This is a genomic window from Natrinema salinisoli (genome assembly GCF_020405205.1).
Classification (GTDB): Archaea; Halobacteriota; Halobacteria; order Halobacteriales; family Natrialbaceae; genus Natrinema; species Natrinema salinisoli.
The window spans coordinates 2,412,135-2,427,291 of the sequence record NZ_CP084469.1; the positions used below are offsets into that span (position 1 = coordinate 2,412,135).

Annotated in this window: 21 protein-coding genes; 8 read left to right on the top strand and 13 right to left on the bottom strand. The window is 64.4% G+C overall.

The annotated features are described in order from the left end of the window. Nucleotides 1-18: 18 nt before the first annotated feature. The 4 genes from LDB05_RS11960 to LDB05_RS11975 form a co-directional block, all read right to left on the bottom strand. Entirely contained in the window at nt 19-582 is a 564-nt protein-coding gene (locus LDB05_RS11960; RefSeq protein ID WP_226004218.1) for an HTH domain-containing protein, read from the bottom strand. Further along, nucleotides 569-784 (bottom strand): helix-turn-helix domain-containing protein, encoded by a 216-nt coding sequence (locus LDB05_RS11965; RefSeq protein ID WP_226004219.1) that lies wholly within the window; start codon nt 782-784, stop codon nt 569-571. Before LDB05_RS11965 ends, LDB05_RS11960 begins: the two co-directional genes overlap by 14 nt. Nucleotides 785-983: 199 nt before the next feature. Beyond that, nucleotides 984-1,265: a 4a-hydroxytetrahydrobiopterin dehydratase gene (locus LDB05_RS11970; protein WP_226004220.1), complete on the bottom strand. Its 282-nt coding sequence runs from the start codon at nt 1,263-1,265 to the stop codon at nt 984-986. Between the two features lie 91 nt (nt 1,266-1,356). Then, nucleotides 1,357-2,016 carry a helix-turn-helix domain-containing protein gene (locus LDB05_RS11975; RefSeq protein ID WP_226004221.1) on the bottom strand — a complete coding sequence of 220 codons (660 nt, stop codon included), beginning with the start codon at nt 2,014-2,016 and terminating at the stop codon, nt 1,357-1,359. A 168-nt stretch (nt 2,017-2,184) separates the two neighbouring features. Here LDB05_RS11975 and LDB05_RS11980 point away from each other — a divergent pair, with 168 nt between their 5' ends. Together LDB05_RS11980 and LDB05_RS11985 are read left to right on the top strand one after the other, a co-directional pair. Then, complete coding sequence (locus LDB05_RS11980) at nt 2,185-2,592, top strand: hypothetical protein (RefSeq protein ID WP_226007905.1); 408 nt, start codon at nt 2,185-2,187, stop codon at nt 2,590-2,592. 63 nt (nt 2,593-2,655) lie between these two features. Continuing rightward, nucleotides 2,656-3,996 (top strand): TIGR00341 family protein, encoded by a 1,341-nt coding sequence (locus tag LDB05_RS11985; protein WP_226004222.1) that lies wholly within the window; start codon nt 2,656-2,658, stop codon nt 3,994-3,996. A 10-nt stretch (nt 3,997-4,006) separates the two neighbouring features. On the opposite strand, the gene LDB05_RS11990 is transcribed toward LDB05_RS11985, so the two are convergent. The 3 genes from LDB05_RS11990 to LDB05_RS12000 all read right to left on the bottom strand — a co-directional run bounded on the left by LDB05_RS11990 (nt 4,007) and on the right by LDB05_RS12000 (nt 5,996). Beyond that, nucleotides 4,007-4,192 carry a glycine zipper domain-containing protein gene (locus LDB05_RS11990; protein ID WP_226004223.1) on the bottom strand — a complete coding sequence of 62 codons (186 nt, stop codon included), beginning with the start codon at nt 4,190-4,192 and terminating at the stop codon, nt 4,007-4,009. Between the two features lie 76 nt (nt 4,193-4,268). Further along, nucleotides 4,269-4,475, bottom strand: a complete 207-nt coding sequence (locus tag LDB05_RS11995; protein ID WP_226004224.1) for a dodecin family protein — start codon at nt 4,473-4,475, stop codon at nt 4,269-4,271. Nucleotides 4,476-4,565: 90 nt separating this feature from the next. Continuing rightward, a complete protein-coding gene (locus tag LDB05_RS12000) occupies nt 4,566-5,996 on the bottom strand; it encodes an MATE family efflux transporter (protein ID WP_226004225.1) in 1,431 nt (476 codons plus the stop codon). Nucleotides 5,997-6,105: 109 nt separating this feature from the next. Here LDB05_RS12000 and LDB05_RS12005 point away from each other — a divergent pair, with 109 nt between their 5' ends. Further along, nucleotides 6,106-6,666 (top strand): DUF8173 domain-containing protein, encoded by a 561-nt coding sequence (locus tag LDB05_RS12005; protein ID WP_226004226.1) that lies wholly within the window; start codon nt 6,106-6,108, stop codon nt 6,664-6,666. 6 nt (nt 6,667-6,672) lie between these two features. On the opposite strand, the gene LDB05_RS12010 is transcribed toward LDB05_RS12005, so the two are convergent. After that, nucleotides 6,673-7,758: a geranylgeranyl reductase family protein gene (locus LDB05_RS12010; RefSeq protein ID WP_226004227.1), complete on the bottom strand. Its 1,086-nt coding sequence runs from the start codon at nt 7,756-7,758 to the stop codon at nt 6,673-6,675. Between the two features lie 87 nt (nt 7,759-7,845). Here LDB05_RS12010 and LDB05_RS12015 point away from each other — a divergent pair, with 87 nt between their 5' ends. The 5 genes from LDB05_RS12015 (at nt 7,846) to LDB05_RS12035 (ending at nt 12,096) form a co-directional block, all read left to right on the top strand. After that, complete coding sequence (locus tag LDB05_RS12015) at nt 7,846-8,673, top strand: cyclase family protein (RefSeq protein WP_226004228.1); 828 nt, start codon at nt 7,846-7,848, stop codon at nt 8,671-8,673. Beyond that, the gene (locus LDB05_RS12020; protein WP_226004229.1) at nt 8,670-9,665 is read left to right on the top strand and encodes a fumarylacetoacetate hydrolase family protein; all 996 of its coding nucleotides are present in this window, start codon (nt 8,670-8,672) and stop codon (nt 9,663-9,665) included. Before LDB05_RS12015 ends, LDB05_RS12020 begins: the two co-directional genes overlap by 4 nt. A 145-nt stretch (nt 9,666-9,810) precedes the next feature. Then, nucleotides 9,811-10,680, top strand: coding sequence for an MSCRAMM family adhesin SdrC (locus LDB05_RS12025; protein WP_226004230.1), 870 nt, complete (start codon nt 9,811-9,813; stop codon nt 10,678-10,680). Nucleotides 10,681-10,876: 196 nt separating this feature from the next. Next, the gene (locus tag LDB05_RS12030) at nt 10,877-11,650 is read left to right on the top strand and encodes a hypothetical protein (RefSeq protein WP_226004231.1); all 774 of its coding nucleotides are present in this window, start codon (nt 10,877-10,879) and stop codon (nt 11,648-11,650) included. Next, nucleotides 11,647-12,096, top strand: coding sequence for a DUF6114 domain-containing protein (locus tag LDB05_RS12035; RefSeq protein ID WP_226004232.1), 450 nt, complete (start codon nt 11,647-11,649; stop codon nt 12,094-12,096). The genes LDB05_RS12030 and LDB05_RS12035 overlap by 4 nt, the downstream gene beginning before the upstream one ends. On the opposite strand, the gene LDB05_RS12040 is transcribed toward LDB05_RS12035, so the two are convergent. From LDB05_RS12040 to LDB05_RS12060, 5 genes are all read right to left on the bottom strand, one after another. After that, nucleotides 12,079-12,732, bottom strand: coding sequence for a helix-turn-helix domain-containing protein (locus LDB05_RS12040; RefSeq protein ID WP_226004233.1), 654 nt, complete (start codon nt 12,730-12,732; stop codon nt 12,079-12,081). The genes LDB05_RS12035 and LDB05_RS12040 overlap by 18 nt on opposite strands. Nucleotides 12,733-13,415: 683 nt before the next feature. Beyond that, nucleotides 13,416-13,985 (bottom strand): GTP-dependent dephospho-CoA kinase family protein, encoded by a 570-nt coding sequence (locus LDB05_RS12045; RefSeq protein WP_226004234.1) that lies wholly within the window; start codon nt 13,983-13,985, stop codon nt 13,416-13,418. Nucleotides 13,986-13,990: 5 nt separating this feature from the next. Further along, on the bottom strand, nt 13,991-14,188 hold the full coding sequence (gene spt4, locus LDB05_RS12050) for a transcription elongation factor subunit Spt4 (RefSeq protein ID WP_006180733.1): 198 nt from the start codon (nt 14,186-14,188) through the stop codon (nt 13,991-13,993). Between the two features lie 2 nt (nt 14,189-14,190). Further along, nucleotides 14,191-14,760 (bottom strand): DNA-directed RNA polymerase, encoded by a 570-nt coding sequence (locus LDB05_RS12055; protein WP_226004235.1) that lies wholly within the window; start codon nt 14,758-14,760, stop codon nt 14,191-14,193. Then, nucleotides 14,761-15,153, bottom strand: a complete 393-nt coding sequence (locus tag LDB05_RS12060) for a type II toxin-antitoxin system VapC family toxin (RefSeq protein ID WP_226004236.1) — start codon at nt 15,151-15,153, stop codon at nt 14,761-14,763. Nucleotides 15,154-15,157 lie beyond the last annotated feature (4 nt).

Sequence of the window (15,157 nt, forward strand, 5' to 3'; positions counted from 1 at the left end):
TTCGGATCGGTGTTTCCGTCACTGCCCCTCCAGCAGCGGTTTCCGATCGATCTGAGAGCTACGGACGGGCTCGTCGAGGGCCCGCGTTTCGACAGTCGCGAGCCACTCGTCGACGGTATACGTATGCTCGTCGTCCGTATACGATAGTTCCGTACACGGAACGACGCCGCGAAGGATCTCGGCGTCGGCGTCCTCCTCGTAGAGCGCCAGCGCCACGAGCGGCACTCGCACCCGCTCGCGCGCCTCGGCGTCGACGCCGAGCGGTGACGGCGGGATCGTCCGCCGACGGAACCCGGGCTCGAGCGAATAGCCGTGTCGGTCGGCCCACCGTTCGAACTCGGCGACGAGTTCGTCGCACGTCGGTTCCGTCTCCGCCGCGATGGAACGCTTCGATGGCCATCGGGAGACGTCCACCTCGTCGACGCAGCCACATTCCCGGAGCGTTCGGAGGCGTTCGACGAGCGTCGTGATCTGTTCGGAGACGCCGGTCGGGATAGCCGATCGCACGTAGCAGTCGATGTGAACGTGCCCCCGGGAATCGGAATCGACGAGCAGCGACACGCCGGGTTCACGTGCAGACATAGCCTCCCTCCGTGCGCTCGACGAGGTCCGTCGCCGCGAGGGATTCGAGAACGGCAAAGAGCGTGAGTTTGGATAGTCCGAGCGTCCGCTGTAGATCGGTCACCCTCGCGTCGCCGCCGGCGAGAAGGGACGGATACACGAGTTTCGCCTGTGAGGTTGCGAGTTCGTCCGGAACGGATAGCCGTTGGTCGCTCGTAAACATCATAGAAGCCGGCCACAGGTGAGCATATAAATATGGAGGGGAGCGTGTTATCAATCCACACCCTTCGGTCGCGGTGTGGTCGATACGCAGAAGTCCATCGACGCGGGCAACCGAAAGCGTCCACTCGAGGCGGCCCGGAGACGCCGCTATCGTCGGTCGTGACGTCGGTTGAAAGCCTTTGAACCGACCGATTTCGGTCTCAGGCGTTGCGTTCGGACTCGATCAGTTCCGCCATTTCGATATCCTTGTCGGTGACGCCGCCGTCCTCGTGGGAGGTCAGCCGGATCTCGACGCCGGAGTATCGGATGATGATCTCGGGGTGATGGAACTGCGCCTCGGCGATTTCGCCGACCATCTGTGCGAAGTTGACGCCGCGAAGGTAGTCGTCGAACTCGTACACTCGCACGATCTCGTCGTCGTCCTGTTCCCAGTTGTCAGGGAGATGTTCGTCGATCTCCGCGTCGGAAAGTCGGTCAGCCATGTGGGGGCGAACGCAATCCAATCAAATAACCATTGTGCCGCGTTCCCGTCCTATCACGGCACTCAGTGATCGCTCGGACGGCAATCCGCGGTCACTCGAGTCGCGATCGCTCCCCCGCGGGCTGGAGTTCGGCATCCACCAACGTCTCGTAGGCCCGTCGAAACCGCTCCGAGAGCGCCTGATGGGAGATCCCCAGTTCCTCGGCCAGTTCCTCCATCGAAACGCCGCGGGGGATTTCGAAGTAGCCGTACTCGAGGGCCGCCTCGAGGGCTTCCTGCTGTTCGGGCGTCAAGCGCGTCTCGTGGTCGTCGACGTCGGTCACGTCGGTCACGCGCCGGAGGTCGGCGTTGATCCCCCGATCGACCAGCCGATCGTACGCGTCACACAACGCATCGCGGTCGCGGTAGCGAACCGTCACCTGCCACCAGCCGTCGCTCGCCCGCGCTTCGAGTAGCGAGCCGCCGTTCGCGAGCAGGTCGTCCCAGAGGCGGGTCGTGCCCGTCCCCTCGGTGAAGGTGACGTCGTACAACAGCCGCGATCCCGTTTCGACGAGGAGTTCCGCCTCTTCGACCGAGGGGTCCGCCTCGAAGGCAGCAGTGGCTGTCTCGCAATCGACGCCGGAAACCCACAGGGAGGGACGCGTCTTCGATACCGAGGACTCGAGTTCGAACGTTGCCTCCGGCGCGCGCTCGAACGTGGACGCCAGCACGGAGTCGGCCGCCGGAAGCCGGAGATCGGCTATCGTCGACATCGGGCTTCGTACACCATCGACGCGTAAAAACCGCTATTGCGACGGACCTGACTGTCGGGATCGGTGATACCGATCACCGGGCTCGAGCGCCGAGCCGTCGATCGGACCGGTCGACGACCGGAACTGGCCGGCCACACCGTCAAGGGCGACACTCACCGAGCACGCAGTATGAACTCGCGTATCGACGCCGAGACCGACTTCGAGGAACTGACCGCTCGCATCCGCACGCAGTCACAGCAAGCGCCGGGGTCGGACACGGAACGGGTGACGATCCGATCGCTCGAGCGCGTCTCCTCGGACGCGCTCGCGACCCTGCTCGAGGCCGCCGAGAGCGAACACCTCGAACCGGGGGAACTCGTTTTCATCCTCTCGCGGGCCAACGCCGAACGCCTCGTCGAGCGGGAGTTCGACATCGACGACGTCGACGACCTCGAGGAGGTCCTGGGTCGGCGGGTTCGGGTCGAAAACGAGATGCCCGACGATACGGTCCTCCTGTTGCATCCCGACGCCGTCGAGGGGGAGGAGCTGGTCGAACCCGAAGCGATCGCCTGCGGAATCGTCGGGACGGACGACTGAGCGGGACTGAAACCCGTCCACTGCCGACCCGACTACTATCCGCGACTCGAGTGTGGCCACAGTATGCGCTATCTGGAGATTACGGTGCCGGAGGGGAAGCGGCGGGCCGTTCTCGATATCCTCGAGTCGGAAGAGATTGAGTACGTCGTCAGCGACGAAACCAGCGGCAGGGGGTACGCCGCAGTCGTCCGGTTCCCGGTTCCGACTCGGGCCGTCGAACCGCTCCTCGACCGCCTGAAGCGGGCCGGAATCAGTGAGGAAGCCAGCGTCGTCGTGATCAACGCCGAAACTGTCATTTCGGGGGGATTCACGAGGCTTCGAGACCGCTACAGCCGCGGCGGCCAGCTGGGTGCTCGCACGTCGCGACAGGTGTTGCGGACGAAAGCGGACGAACTCACGCCTCCGTTTACGATCTACGCGATCATGTTGCTCATCAGCGCCGTCGTCGCCACCGCCGGGTTGCTGGCCGACTCGCCGGCGGTCGTGATCGGGGCGATGGTCATCGCGCCGCTTCTGGGCCCCGCGCTCGCGGCCAACGTCGGTATCGTAACTGGAGACAATCGACTCAAGCGGACCGGCTTCACCTATCAGGTCATCGGCGTGGCGATAGTCGTCGTCGCCTCCATCGCCCTCGCCACGCTGGCTCGACTGGCCGGCCTCGAGCCCGCGGGGGTTGACATCGTCGTCGCCACCGAACTCGAGGAGCGGGTCGCGCCGAACCTGTTCTCGCTCGCGGTCGCCCTCGGTGCCGGAATCGCCGGCATCCTGAGCCTCACGCGAGGGTTTTCCGAGGCCATCGTCGGCGTCATGATCGCCGCGGCGCTCATCCCGCCCTCGGCCGCGGTCGGGATCACGGTCGCCTGGGGGATGTCCGGTGCGGCGATCGGGGCCGCCGTCCTCGTGATCGTGAACCTCCTGTCGATCAACCTCGCCGCGCTGGCGACGCTGTGGATCGCCGGCTACCGGCCGCAGGGACTGTTCGAGGTGTCGCCCACCCGGACGCCGACGTACACCTACGCGGCGATCTTCGGAGTCGGGTTGTTGGTGCTCGCCGCGCCGCTCGCCGGCGTTACGCTGCTGGACTTCCACACCACCGAACTCCAGTCGGCGGCCGAGGACGAGGTCGACGCGGTGCTCGCCCGACAGCAGTACGAGGGCCTCGAGAGCGAAGAAGTAGCGGTCGAACTCGACGGCGAGTACCCGATCCAGTCGGTCGAGCGGGTCGTCGTCACGGTTTCAAGCCGCGAACCCGGCCCGGTACCGGGACTCGCCGACCGACTGTACGAGGAGATCAGCCCGCACACCGACGAGGGAGTCGTCGTCGAGGTTCAGTACGTCGTCGCCCAAGAGCGAGGGAGCGACGGAAACCAGCAGGCGACCGTTCGATCCGCGAATGGGCCGTGAGGTCCGGTCGTTAGCGCAGTGCCGCTTCGAGGCCGGCACCGATCGCAACGCCGATCGGGAGCCACAGCGCGAGATTTTCCGTTGCAACGCCGAGGAGGACGCCCACTGAGATCCCGATGGCGACGCCACTGCCGATAGGAGAGTCGTCGACGTCGTTCTCACCCGGGGCAGTCGGATCGTTCTCGCGTTCGACCATGGGTAGCCGAGAGTAGCTGCTGCGAGCTGCCGATTGGAGGAACCAAGCGGATGCGAGTCGTCTCGCCTCGAGGACCCTACCGTTGGAGGCCGAACGAGACGTGAATCGTCGTCGTGTACGATTCGATCTGACCGTCCTCGACGTCCGCCGTCTGGGATTCGATCTTGATTCCCGTGATCTCCTCGAGCGTCTCGTCGGCGTCCTCGAGCGCGCTCTGTGCGGCGTCTTCCCAGGATTCGGTCGAGTTACCGACCAGCTTGATGACTTTGGCGGTTTCGCTCATGATACGCGCCAACGGACACCGACGAAGTGCATAGTCCTTGGCCGGGGGTATGCTTGCTCGACGGCCTCGTTTCCCGTCCGCTGTCGCGAGTTAGCTGGGCTCCGACGACGGCCGATACCGACGGCTCACCGCCTTCCACCGACCGGTTCGGAACAGCCAGTAGTTGATCCCGCCCGGGACGGTCGTCTCGAGGAAGAGCGCGAGGTAGAGTCCGCCGACGCCGAGCGGCGTGACCAGTCCCAGCGCGGCCGCCGGGAGGGCGAAGGCGTAGCGACCGAGCAGGGAGGCGACGAACGGCCAGCGAGTGTCGCCGGCACCGAGCAGCGCCCCCGCAGCGGCGCCGTCGATACCGTATCCGATCGAACTGATCGCTCCGACGACGACGAACGCGGCGGCCTGCGCGGCCTCCGCCGGACCGGTGACGAACACCCCCGCGATCGGCCGGGCGAAGAGCACGACGAGAACCGCGATTCCGGTGTAAATCACCGTCGAGAGCCGGATGATATCCGCGCCGTAGCCCACGGCTACTTCCTCTTCGTTCGCACCGAGGTGCTGTCCGACGAGCGAACTCGAGGCCAGCGACAGGCCCCAGTTGACGCTGTTGATCAGGGCTCGTACCCGGCGGCCGACCTCGAGGGCCGTGACGACGACCGGCCCGAACGAGGCGGCGATCCAGAGGAGGGGAAAGACGACGATACCCTGTGCGAGCCGCCGACCGACTTCCGGCAGCGAGATTTCGATCAACTGGCGGAGCAGCGTCGGCTCGATCCACGGCCCGCCTCGCGTGATCGGGACGGGACTGGGCTCCATGCCGAGGCGACCGTACGACCGGCCGAGCATGCCCCACGCGAGGACGACCGTCACGAACCCGCTCGCGAGGGTCGTCCCGATCGCGGCACCGGCAGCACCCAGACCGAGCCCGAATATCAGCAGCCCGCTGAGGAGAACGTTGAGCACCGCGCCGCCGGCCCGGGCCACCATCTCGGTGAACGTGTCGCCGACGCCGGTGTACGTCCGGCTGGCGATGAGATTGAGGAGTTCGAAGACGACCGCCGGCGCGACGTAGACGAGGTAGACGCTGCCGTGACGAAGGGCATCGGGATCCGCGCCGAGCAGCCCGATCAGACGGTCGGGGACGGCGAGAAAGATCCCTGCGACCGGAAGCGAAATCGCGGTCGCGAGCACGACGCTCTGGGTGACGGCCAGCGACGCGCGGCCGGTTTCCTCGCCGCCGTAATTCTGCGAGACGAGCGTGACGGTACCGCCCGCGAGGCCGAGTCCCAGCAGCGTCACGATCTGCCAGTAGCCGAGCGCGAACGCCAGCCCCGCAGTGCCCGCCGTCCCGACGGCGATCCCGACCATCGCGAGATCGGCCGTCTGCTTGGACATGATCGCGAAGCCGGTGACGATCCGGGGCCACGCCAGCTCGGCGATCGGTGGGAACCGGTCGGCGTCGACGATCCCGCAGCGCTCGAGGAGTCCCGCGACGAACGCGATCGCAGCCGCCTGCCAACTCGTCATCGACCGCTCGTTTCGGGACCACCCCCTTCGATCTGTCGTTCGATAGACCGTAGCAGTCCCGAGAGAAGCGATCAGCAAAATTTATACACGAAATATACAGATTGAAAACGTGTCAGCACTCGCCTCGCTTCGCCTCCCGACGACGGTACTTGCAACGGTAGAATTCCTGCTTGCCGAATCGTCGGCGGTGCTCGCCCAGCGGGACCCCGCGGGTATCGGTACCGGAACGGCAGCCAGCACGCCGTGGTACGTCCAGTCGATCACTGCAGCACTGATTACGCTCGTTATCGGTGGACTCCTAATCGCGATCGCTCCGGACGGAACGCGCCGACAGACCGATCGCGCGCTCGAGCAACCCGGGGCCGCGTTCGTCTACGGCGTCGGCAGTTTGATCGCCGTGATCGGAATCGCTTTCGTGTTGGCGATCACGGGAATCGGGATCGTTCTCGCGATTCCGTTGCTGCTGATCTTCGCTCTTGTAGCAGTGGTCGCCGGAGAGTACGGCTATCTCGCCGTCGGCCGACTCGCGAGCGACAGTTGGCCCCTCGCACTGGGCGTCGCGATCGTCGTCTCGGCGCTCGTCGGTGCGGTTCCCGTCCTCGGATCGATAGCCGGGTTCGTAATCAGTAGTATCGGGTTGGGAGTGATCATCATAGGTTCCATAGAGTAACACGACTCACGCCCGTGAGAGCAACGCTTTGAGGTGGTCCATCGAGACCAGCGACGTCGGCCGGTCCATGTGAACGCCGATCTCGCCAGACAGCGCGCCCAGCCCGATTCGCTGAACTGGCTCGGGGAAGGAGTAGGCCCGTCGAATCCAGCGGCCGAGTTGCTGCTCGCGCTCCAAGTCGTCGCGCCACGCGCGTTCGTACGCCGCGAGCGTGGTCGGCCGATCGGGGTCGATCTCGCGGGCGGCGTGATCGGCGCTGGTCATGCTATAGAGGATGCCGCCCCCCGTGAACGGCTTGGTCTGGGCGGCCGCGTCGCCGAGGAGGAACGCGCGGCGAGTCGTCACCCGATCCGGCGGACCGATCGGGATCGCACCCGAACAGCGGTGGGCGACGTCGATCTCGTAGCCGTCGATCAGTTCCTCGAAGTGTTTGGTCACCTGCACGCCCGGCGGGGCCGCCAGCCCGTACTCGACGCCGGCCTCGCCGCGCGGGATCCGCCACGCGAAGAACGTCGGCGGCGTGAGGTGAACGTCGACGAAATCCTCGTGGTCCGCTTCGTCCGAGAAGGCGAGCACGCCGTGGAGAAACTCCTCGGGCTCGGGAAGGTCGAGTTCCTCCCGAACCCTCGAGCGCGGGCCGTCGCAGCCCGCGACCATCTTCGCCTCGAACTCGACGGTTCCCTCGGGGCCGCTGGCGACGATTTCGACGCGGTCGCGGTGTTCGGTGACGCCCGTGACCGTGTGTTCCTCTCGAACGTCTGCTCCCGCATCACGAGCGAGATCCGCAAGGTGGCGATCCAGCCCCACTCGATCGATGACGTTCGAGGCGACCTCGCGTTTGTAGAACGGGTACGCGTCGCTGTGTGGCCCGCCGACGTGGAACCGCGCGCCGTAGATCTCGTTCTGGAACAGCTCCTCGCGAGCGCCCTCGCCCGTGAACTCCCAGACGTCGGTACTGACGTGGCCCGAACAGGCCAGGGGCTCGCCGATCTGCCCCTTCTCGAGGGCGAGCACGTCGTACCCCTCTTCGGCGGCTCGACGGGCGAAGCGAGCGCCCGGCGGCCCGACGCCCACGACGACGAAATCGTACATGGTCGTCACGTTCACACCGCTCGGTAAATAGTTTCTCGAGACTGTCCCGGAGGCACAACTATATGGGATCCGATAGTCGTGACGGCTATGTGCGGCCTGGTGACAGCCGACGAAACCACGCTGATCGACTTGAGTATCGGCCTCGAGGACGGCGTCGCGAGCGAACCGACGCCGCCGAGCATCGACGCGTTCGACCACGAGGCGGGCGCGGAACGGCTCGCCGAAACCCTCCGGGAACAGGGGTACGACGTCGACGCCGGGGACTTCCCCGACGGGATGGGGCTGGCCTGGGAGGACCTCGAGGTCATCCCGCACGCCGGAACCCACCTCGACGCGCCGTGGCACTACGGGCCCGAGGTCGACGGCGAGCCGGCGAAGACGATCGAGGAGATCCCCCTCGAGTGGTGTCGCGGAAATGCGGTCGTGCTCGATTTCCGGTGGATGGAGCCGGGGAGCGAGATCTCCGCGTCCGATCTCGAGGACGCCCTGGCCGACCTCGATCACGACCTCTCGCCGGGCGAGATCGTCCTGATCCAGACGGGCGCCGACGAACTGTGGGGCCAGCCCGAGTATCTGACCGAGTTCCCCGGCATGAGCGCCGAGGGAACGAAGTTCCTCGTCGAGCAGGGCGTGAAAGTGATCGGGACGGACGCCTACGGCTTCGACAAACCGTTCGCGACGATGGGCGAGCGCTACGTCGAGTCGGGCGATGACGGCGAACTGTGGCCGGCCCACCTTGCGGGCCGAGACGTCGAGTACTGCCAGATCGAGAAGATGGCCAACCTCGACCGGTTGCCACGCAAGACGGATATCCCGGTCGTCGCGTTCCCCATCAAAATCGAAGACGGTAGCGCGGGGTGGGTCCGTCCGGTAGCCCTTCTCGAGGACGACGAAACGGGAGGTGAGGACGCGTGAAACTCGCCACCTTCGAGGTCGACACCCCCGTCGGCCCCGTCGAACGCATCGGCGCCGTCGACGAATCGAGCGCGTCCGACGACACTACCGCCGGCGAAGCGACGCTCGTGGATCTCACCGCGGCCTACGGCGCGGCGCTCGCGACCGAGGGCGAACCCGCGCCCGCGGACCTCGCCCGGACCCACGTCCCGCCGGAGATGATCGCCTTCCTCGAGCGCGGCGATCGGGCGATCGCGGACGCGAGAGAGGCGCTCGAATACGCGGCGGAAACGAACGCCGATCGCGGCCCCGGCGGCGCGAAGATCCGATACGAGCCCGGCGAGTACCGGCTGCTCGCGCCGCTTCCGCGGCCCAACTCGCTGCGGGACTGCATGGCGATCGAGGAGCACGTTCAGAACAGCATGGAGGGCGAAATCGCGGACGTCTGGTACGACCTGCCGGTCTACTACAAGGGCAACGCGGACAGCGTGGTCGCGCCCGGGGAGACGATTCAGTGGCCCGACTACTCCGAGATCATGGACTACGAACTCGAGATCGCGGCCGTGATCGGGAAACGCGGTCGAGACATTCCGGCCGAGGAAGCCGACGAGCACATCGCCGGCTACACGATCTTCAACGACTTCAGCGCTCGCGACATCCAGGGCAAGGAAATGGAGGGGCGGCTCGGGCCGGCCAAAGGCAAGGACTTCGCGAACGGGTTGGGGCCGTACGTCGTCCCCCGCGACGACATCGACGTGCTCGAGGCCCCGATGACCGCCCGGATAGACGGCGAGGTCTGGTCGGAGGGCACCGTCGACGAGATGTACCACTCGTTCGCCGAGATCATCGAACACGTCTCGCAGTCCGAGACGCTCCACCCCGGCGACGTCATCGGGAGCGGCACCGTCGGCGAGGGCTGTGGCCTCGAATTAGGGCAGTGGCTCGAGGACGGGGATACCGTCGCACTCGAGGTCAAGGGGATCGGCGTCCTCGAACACACGGTCGTCGCCTGACGGTTCAGCGTCGCACGGAGAGGTGGCGAGTCCGGCCTCGAGTCCGCTGCTGGCCGGATCGAAGCCACAGATAAACGCCCGGAAATAGCCCCGGCAATACATATCGGAGTGAGTGACATTTCGTTAGAGAACACCGTACTCGGATATGATCAGTCGATCCGCCCTCGCGGCCGTCTGTCTGGGTATCGTTATCGTCGTGAGCCTTCCCGCCGGGGCGTACGCAACCCTGTCGAGTTCGGGGCCGGAATCACCAACGTCTCTCGTACAGGACGATTCCTATCGCTACCAGTGTCTCAATACGGCACCGGCCGAAAACGTCTCGATGAACGCCTACGAGCAGAATACGTCGAACCTCCGGACGCAGTCGGCGAACGTGTCGCCGACCGGGAACGGAACCACTGCCAGAGAGGGGTTCGTGGAGATCGAGTCCGAGTTCATCAACGGCGAGCAGACGTGTTTCGACAGGGTATCGACGGAGAAGCAGACGATGATGCTGCAGCTCAAGGGCGTTCAATTCGAGAACACCTCGGTCCGCGGCCCGTGGACCAATATCGTGTTCGGACAGGGCGAGGCGGACGTGGTCACGATCTTGCTTCCGGGGAACGAATTCCTGGACGTGTTGCGGCAAATGGGTGTCAGTGAGGGGTTCATCGAATTCTTCGAAGAAGAGTACGACCTGTCTTCGAACGGCACCGCCGAAACGTCGGCGGAGGGGACTGGAGCTGATGGTCCGACGAATCAATCAAACGATTCTACCGAAACTGAGGCTGATTCGGACGACGTCAGAGGGAACACGACTGATTCGGGCGAGAACAATGAGAACGTGACCGATCCGGACGATTCCACGGAGAACGCGACTGATTCGGACGGCGGAAGCGGAAATACGACGGACGATACCAGCGGAGAGGGTGAGGATTCGACCGGAGCGAACGAGACCGGGACCGAGTCGGTCGTCGACCCGACCGACTTGGCGGGCGAGCCGTCCGAGGGGGCGGCGATCGTGCAACCTCGATAGCGGACGGTTGTCGGTCACCGATTGCTACCGACCGCGCCGGGACAGCCATCTCCCGGCGAAGTTCAGTAGCCGATCCGACCGTCCGACACACCGCCAGCACCGATCGCACGCCGAGGTGGCGGTATCCGGCTATTTATACGTCCGGCCATATACGTACAAAATTATAATTATTCATGTATGAAACGTCCGAGCACCTGTGCCAACCGATCGCAAGAAATTCATCGTCGCCTTCCTCGGCGCGAACATCCTGTTGATTACCGTCGTCGGGGGCTTCGCGTCCACCGGGACCAGTGTCGCCGTCCCGATGAGCGATACCGGTGGGTTCACCGTCGCGTTCGACGAACTCGAGGGCAACGGGTTCGAGCAGTACTCGACGATGGAGGACAACGGGGTCTGTGAGCAGTACCCCGTCAGCGAGACGCGCATCGACAACGGAACGATCGAGGGGCTCCACCTGTTCAAGGACCTCGAGATGCCCGTCGCGAACGACACGGTCAGAGTGTCGATACGAGCGGATAGCATGGAGTTCGAGGGACTCACCCAGCGCTTTACGTATCTCGAAGGGAATCTCTCGTTCGACGGGGAGCAAGTCGTCGAATACGACGACGATCGGGATCGAATGCGGATTTCGGCCCGGAACATCACCATCGAGGACAGTGCGATTCAGACCGAGAACCAGTATATCACCTACCTTTCGTTGGACGAGCTGGACGTCGACGTGGAGACGAATCCAGACGATGCGGGCGTCGACGCACCGGATATCGAGTGTCTCTCGGAGGGGAGTTCCGGTGGTAACGAGTCTACTGGTAACAGTTCCGACGGTAACGAATCTGACGGTAGCACTTCCGACGGTAACGAGTCTGATAGTGACAGCTCTGACGGAAATAGCGCCACAAATAGCAGTGCCGTGGGTAATACTTCCGCAGATAACAGGTCCGTGAGGAATTCCGTCGCAGATAACGGACGATGAACGACGAACGTCTGGTCCGAGTCAGCGAGTGGCGGGACGATCGGCCGTTCTGGGGTGGAACGATACTGACGGTCGCCGGGATCGTTATCGCCATCGTTCCGCTAACTCTCGCATTCCGGTTCGGGATGGGAACGAGTCCTTACGTCCTCGTCGGACTATCGTCCGCCGGGTTCGTGTCGTTGGCCGGCATCTTCTCGCTCCGCCGGCCGGATCGTGCCGACTATCTCGGCGCGGTCGGCATCCTGTTCGCAGTCGTCTCGATATTCGGCGCACTCGGCGGGTTCGGACTCGGAACGGTTCTCGGGATGGTGGGCGGCTCACTCTGTATCGCGTGGGTCCCCGACGACGCCGCGGCCGACGATCCGTCGCCGGAAACCGAGTCCGTTCTGAGCAGACTGCGGTCGCGCTGTCGCGGGGTCGTCGACTCCCTATCCCAAGAGCGATAAAAAGACCGCGGATTCGGCCTTTCGAAGGTGTTCGTCGACGGTACTCGTCGCACAGTCGAGTTCGTTCGCGATATCTTGATGGGTCGCCTGCTTCGGAACGTCGTAGTAGCCGATTTCCACCGCCGTTCGGAGCACCTCCTGCTGTCGCGTCGTCAGGTCGAAGATCGACCACTTGGACGTCGGATCGTACTCTCCGGTCTTGATGATCTCGTAGTCGAATCCCTCGGGGATCGCCCGATACGCGTCCTGGATCATCTCGTCCGTTCCCGCGACGGTGAGTCGAAGCGAGCCGTCGTCAGTGAACTCAATCGGCGTTTCGACGATGAGCCCGTCCTGACCGACGAGCGACATGAGTTTCGAGGCCGGTTCGCCGGAGTCGACGTACAGATAACAGTAGAGGTCGGCACCCGCACCCTCGAAGAGATCCCAATCGAGGACGAGCGGATGATCCCCGATCTGCGATTCGAGGGCCTCACTGCCTCCACGGAGTCGATACAGCAAGATTCCGGTCCCATCCGGGAACGAATCGACGTAGACGATTTCCGATCGTTCGAGATCGGGTTCGGCTGCCAGTCGCTGCCCGGCGGGATGGACGGCACCGGTCGGTGGCGTTAGCTCGAGTCGGACGTACCTCATCGTTCGACCCAACTACGGTCTCGGGATCCCGACCATTCCCTCTCGTCGAGTCTCGGAGTCGGGTCCGGAGCTATCAGTACTATCGCTGCAGTACCGTTCGTGTTGCACCGAACTGTCTCGGGAGTACGTTTCTGACTGGAATTCGGTGTCATTTCGTCGATCATGAATCTCGACTGGTCCGTCTGCCGACGGGTATCTCGGGTCTCGAGAGCGACACTCGCTGCGAGTCGCGTAGACGAACTGGCCCGTGTCGATCCCACGCTACGACTCGACGTGAGCGTCCCAGCGTACTCGCCTCCGTCCGGTCTGTTCTGTCACAGATACTGACTCATCGACCGTGCATAAAAGTATTATTCCGTCTATAGCTCAGAGTTTAAATAAGGATTGGCAACGGCATCGGCTCGAGTCATCGAACCGGCCGTCGTCGGGTCGTATTCGACCGAACGTGCGTCGTCGTCGTTTCTATAGTAGCCACTGAAACGAGTTACACATGACTCCCAAACGGTCATGTGATCCGGTGTGTAGTGACTGTCAGTGGTTACTACAACTACCGCCCGAGAGAAACCCGCGCCGGACTATCCAAACCCAATCGTGGACACAACGACCGCCTCCGACCGTACGTGGGTGCTCGAAACGACAGTCAAAACGGACTGACCGGCCGTAACGAAGTCTAAGCCGGCCACCTACGCTTCCAAGAGATTCCAGAACCGCTCGGTGTCGCCCTCGAAGCGCTCGAGCAACGCTCGCATCTCCGTTCGGTGGTCGTCGGTGACTCTCACGTGAACCATCCCTTCATCGGGCTGGCCGTAGACGACGCTTGCGCCCTCGGGCGCGGCGACGATCGCCGGCAGCGCGACGAGATCTTCCTCGCCGTCGACCATGATCGTCGTCGGCTCGTCGGTCGCGAGCGCGCGCCGAAGTGCACGGACAACCGGTGCGGATAGCTCCGCGGGCGGGTTCCGTACCTCGATGCTCGCCCCGGCGGTGACCGCCTCGCGGATCTCCTCGTCGACGGCGCTGCGTTTGGTCCGGCCGTCCACGAGTGCCACGTCCGGCTGGCGGCCCGCCTGCAGGATGTGGTAGGTGACGACGTCACCGACGGCGATCAGCGGACCGTCGACGGCCTCGAGGAGTCGCCGGGCATCGGTCTCGATCGGTCCCATCGGCTCCTTGAGTTCGTGGCGGAGGTCGTCGGGCAAAACCAGTAGCTGGTCGTCCTCGGCGGGCGCCGAATCCTTGTCGTCGCGAGTCACGTGCGTTAGCGAACCTTCAGGGCGTACGCGCCCGGTTCGGTGATCTGCATCTCCGTCGCGATCTCGCTGTCCTCGGGGTGGGCGATGATGACGTAGCCCGCCCAGTCCTCGGTCAGCGACGAGGAGTTACAGGCGTCGCAGGTCTCGTTATCCGGTTCGTTGACCCGGTGACATTCGCGACAGACGAGACGATCGGATGCCATGGTTATTCACCTGCGGTCGCTTCGCGCTTCTCTCGCTCGTCCTCGAGCCACTCGTGTTTGCCCAGCCCCGGCTGTTTCGCGGTGAGGCCGATCTTCGAGTCCCGCGGGTTGCGCTCGTCGATGCTCTTGGTGACGATGCGGGCCCGGACGGCGTCCTCGACGCCGAGCGAGCGGGCGGATTCGTTCGAGGCGAGTTGCTGGTTCTCGCCGTCGAAGGCGAGGTACTCGTCGCTGATCTGTGAGACGTGGAGCAGTCCGTCGACGGGGCCGATGCCGACGAAGGCACCGAACTCGACGACTTCGACGACGGTGCCGTCGACGACCTCCTGCATCTGTGGATCGAAGGTGACGGCGTCGAACTCGGCCTCGTAGTAGACGCCCGGCCGATTCGGCAGCACCGTTCCCTCGCCGATATCGTGGACCTCGGTGACGGAGACGACGCTCCCGACCTCCTCGTCCATCCGCCCCTCGAGTTTGTCCTGGAGCAGTCGCTTGACTCGGTTCGGCGAAACGTCGCCGAGTTCTTCCGGCGGTACTTCTACTGTGTCCTTCAGTCTAACCCGTTTGTACATCTATGGTTGAGTGATCGCTAACTTGTTTCTCCCGCGTAATGCAATTACCGGTCTGCTCGCTTCGAGCACTCGGTCGCGCAGCGGCCGATCGTTCGTGACGACGTAGTCGACGTTCCCCTCGCGGGCGAGTTCGACCAGGGCGTCGTCGGCGTACGACGCCTCCGTGTCGACGACGAGACAGCGTTCGGTCGCCAGATCGTGGCCGACGGTCGCGGCCGTCCCCTCCTGGCCACCCTTCTCCGAGAGCCGCCGGAGTTCCTCGAGGACCGCCTGCGGTATCGTCGGCTCGAACGAATCGAGGAGCCGCTCGAGCTCCTCGAATAGCCGAACGTCGAGTTCGACCGGCATCATGAGCGCGCTCGTGTCGAGGGCGACCCGCGTCCGCGTGCTCATCGCC

What these genes read in the sequence shown, in the direction of transcription:
- LDB05_RS11960 (WP_226004218.1), bottom strand. Translation starts at nt 582, where the DNA reads ATGTCTGCACGTGAACCCGGCGTGTCGCTGCTCGTCGATTCCGATTCC.
- LDB05_RS11965 (WP_226004219.1), bottom strand. Translation starts at nt 784, where the DNA reads ATGTTTACGAGCGACCAACGGCTATCCGTTCCGGACGAACTCGCAACC.
- LDB05_RS11970 (WP_226004220.1), bottom strand. Translation starts at nt 1,265, where the DNA reads ATGGCTGACCGACTTTCCGACGCGGAGATCGACGAACATCTCCCTGAC.
- LDB05_RS11975 (WP_226004221.1), bottom strand. Translation starts at nt 2,016, where the DNA reads ATGTCGACGATAGCCGATCTCCGGCTTCCGGCGGCCGACTCCGTGCTG.
- LDB05_RS11980 (WP_226007905.1), top strand. Translation starts at nt 2,185, where the DNA reads ATGAACTCGCGTATCGACGCCGAGACCGACTTCGAGGAACTGACCGCT.
- LDB05_RS11985 (WP_226004222.1), top strand. Translation starts at nt 2,656, where the DNA reads ATGCGCTATCTGGAGATTACGGTGCCGGAGGGGAAGCGGCGGGCCGTT.
- LDB05_RS11990 (WP_226004223.1), bottom strand. Translation starts at nt 4,192, where the DNA reads ATGGTCGAACGCGAGAACGATCCGACTGCCCCGGGTGAGAACGACGTC.
- LDB05_RS11995 (WP_226004224.1), bottom strand. Translation starts at nt 4,475, where the DNA reads ATGAGCGAAACCGCCAAAGTCATCAAGCTGGTCGGTAACTCGACCGAA.
- LDB05_RS12000 (WP_226004225.1), bottom strand. Translation starts at nt 5,996, where the DNA reads ATGACGAGTTGGCAGGCGGCTGCGATCGCGTTCGTCGCGGGACTCCTC.
- LDB05_RS12010 (WP_226004227.1), bottom strand. Translation starts at nt 7,758, where the DNA reads ATGTACGATTTCGTCGTCGTGGGCGTCGGGCCGCCGGGCGCTCGCTTC.
- LDB05_RS12015 (WP_226004228.1), top strand. Translation starts at nt 7,846, where the DNA reads ATGTGCGGCCTGGTGACAGCCGACGAAACCACGCTGATCGACTTGAGT.
- LDB05_RS12025 (WP_226004230.1), top strand. Translation starts at nt 9,811, where the DNA reads ATGATCAGTCGATCCGCCCTCGCGGCCGTCTGTCTGGGTATCGTTATC.
- LDB05_RS12035 (WP_226004232.1), top strand. Translation starts at nt 11,647, where the DNA reads ATGAACGACGAACGTCTGGTCCGAGTCAGCGAGTGGCGGGACGATCGG.
- LDB05_RS12040 (WP_226004233.1), bottom strand. Translation starts at nt 12,732, where the DNA reads ATGAGGTACGTCCGACTCGAGCTAACGCCACCGACCGGTGCCGTCCAT.
- spt4 (WP_006180733.1), bottom strand. Translation starts at nt 14,188, where the DNA reads ATGGCATCCGATCGTCTCGTCTGTCGCGAATGTCACCGGGTCAACGAA.
- LDB05_RS12055 (WP_226004235.1), bottom strand. Translation starts at nt 14,760, where the DNA reads ATGTACAAACGGGTTAGACTGAAGGACACAGTAGAAGTACCGCCGGAA.
- LDB05_RS12060 (WP_226004236.1), bottom strand. Translation starts at nt 15,153, where the DNA reads ATGAGCACGCGGACGCGGGTCGCCCTCGACACGAGCGCGCTCATGATG.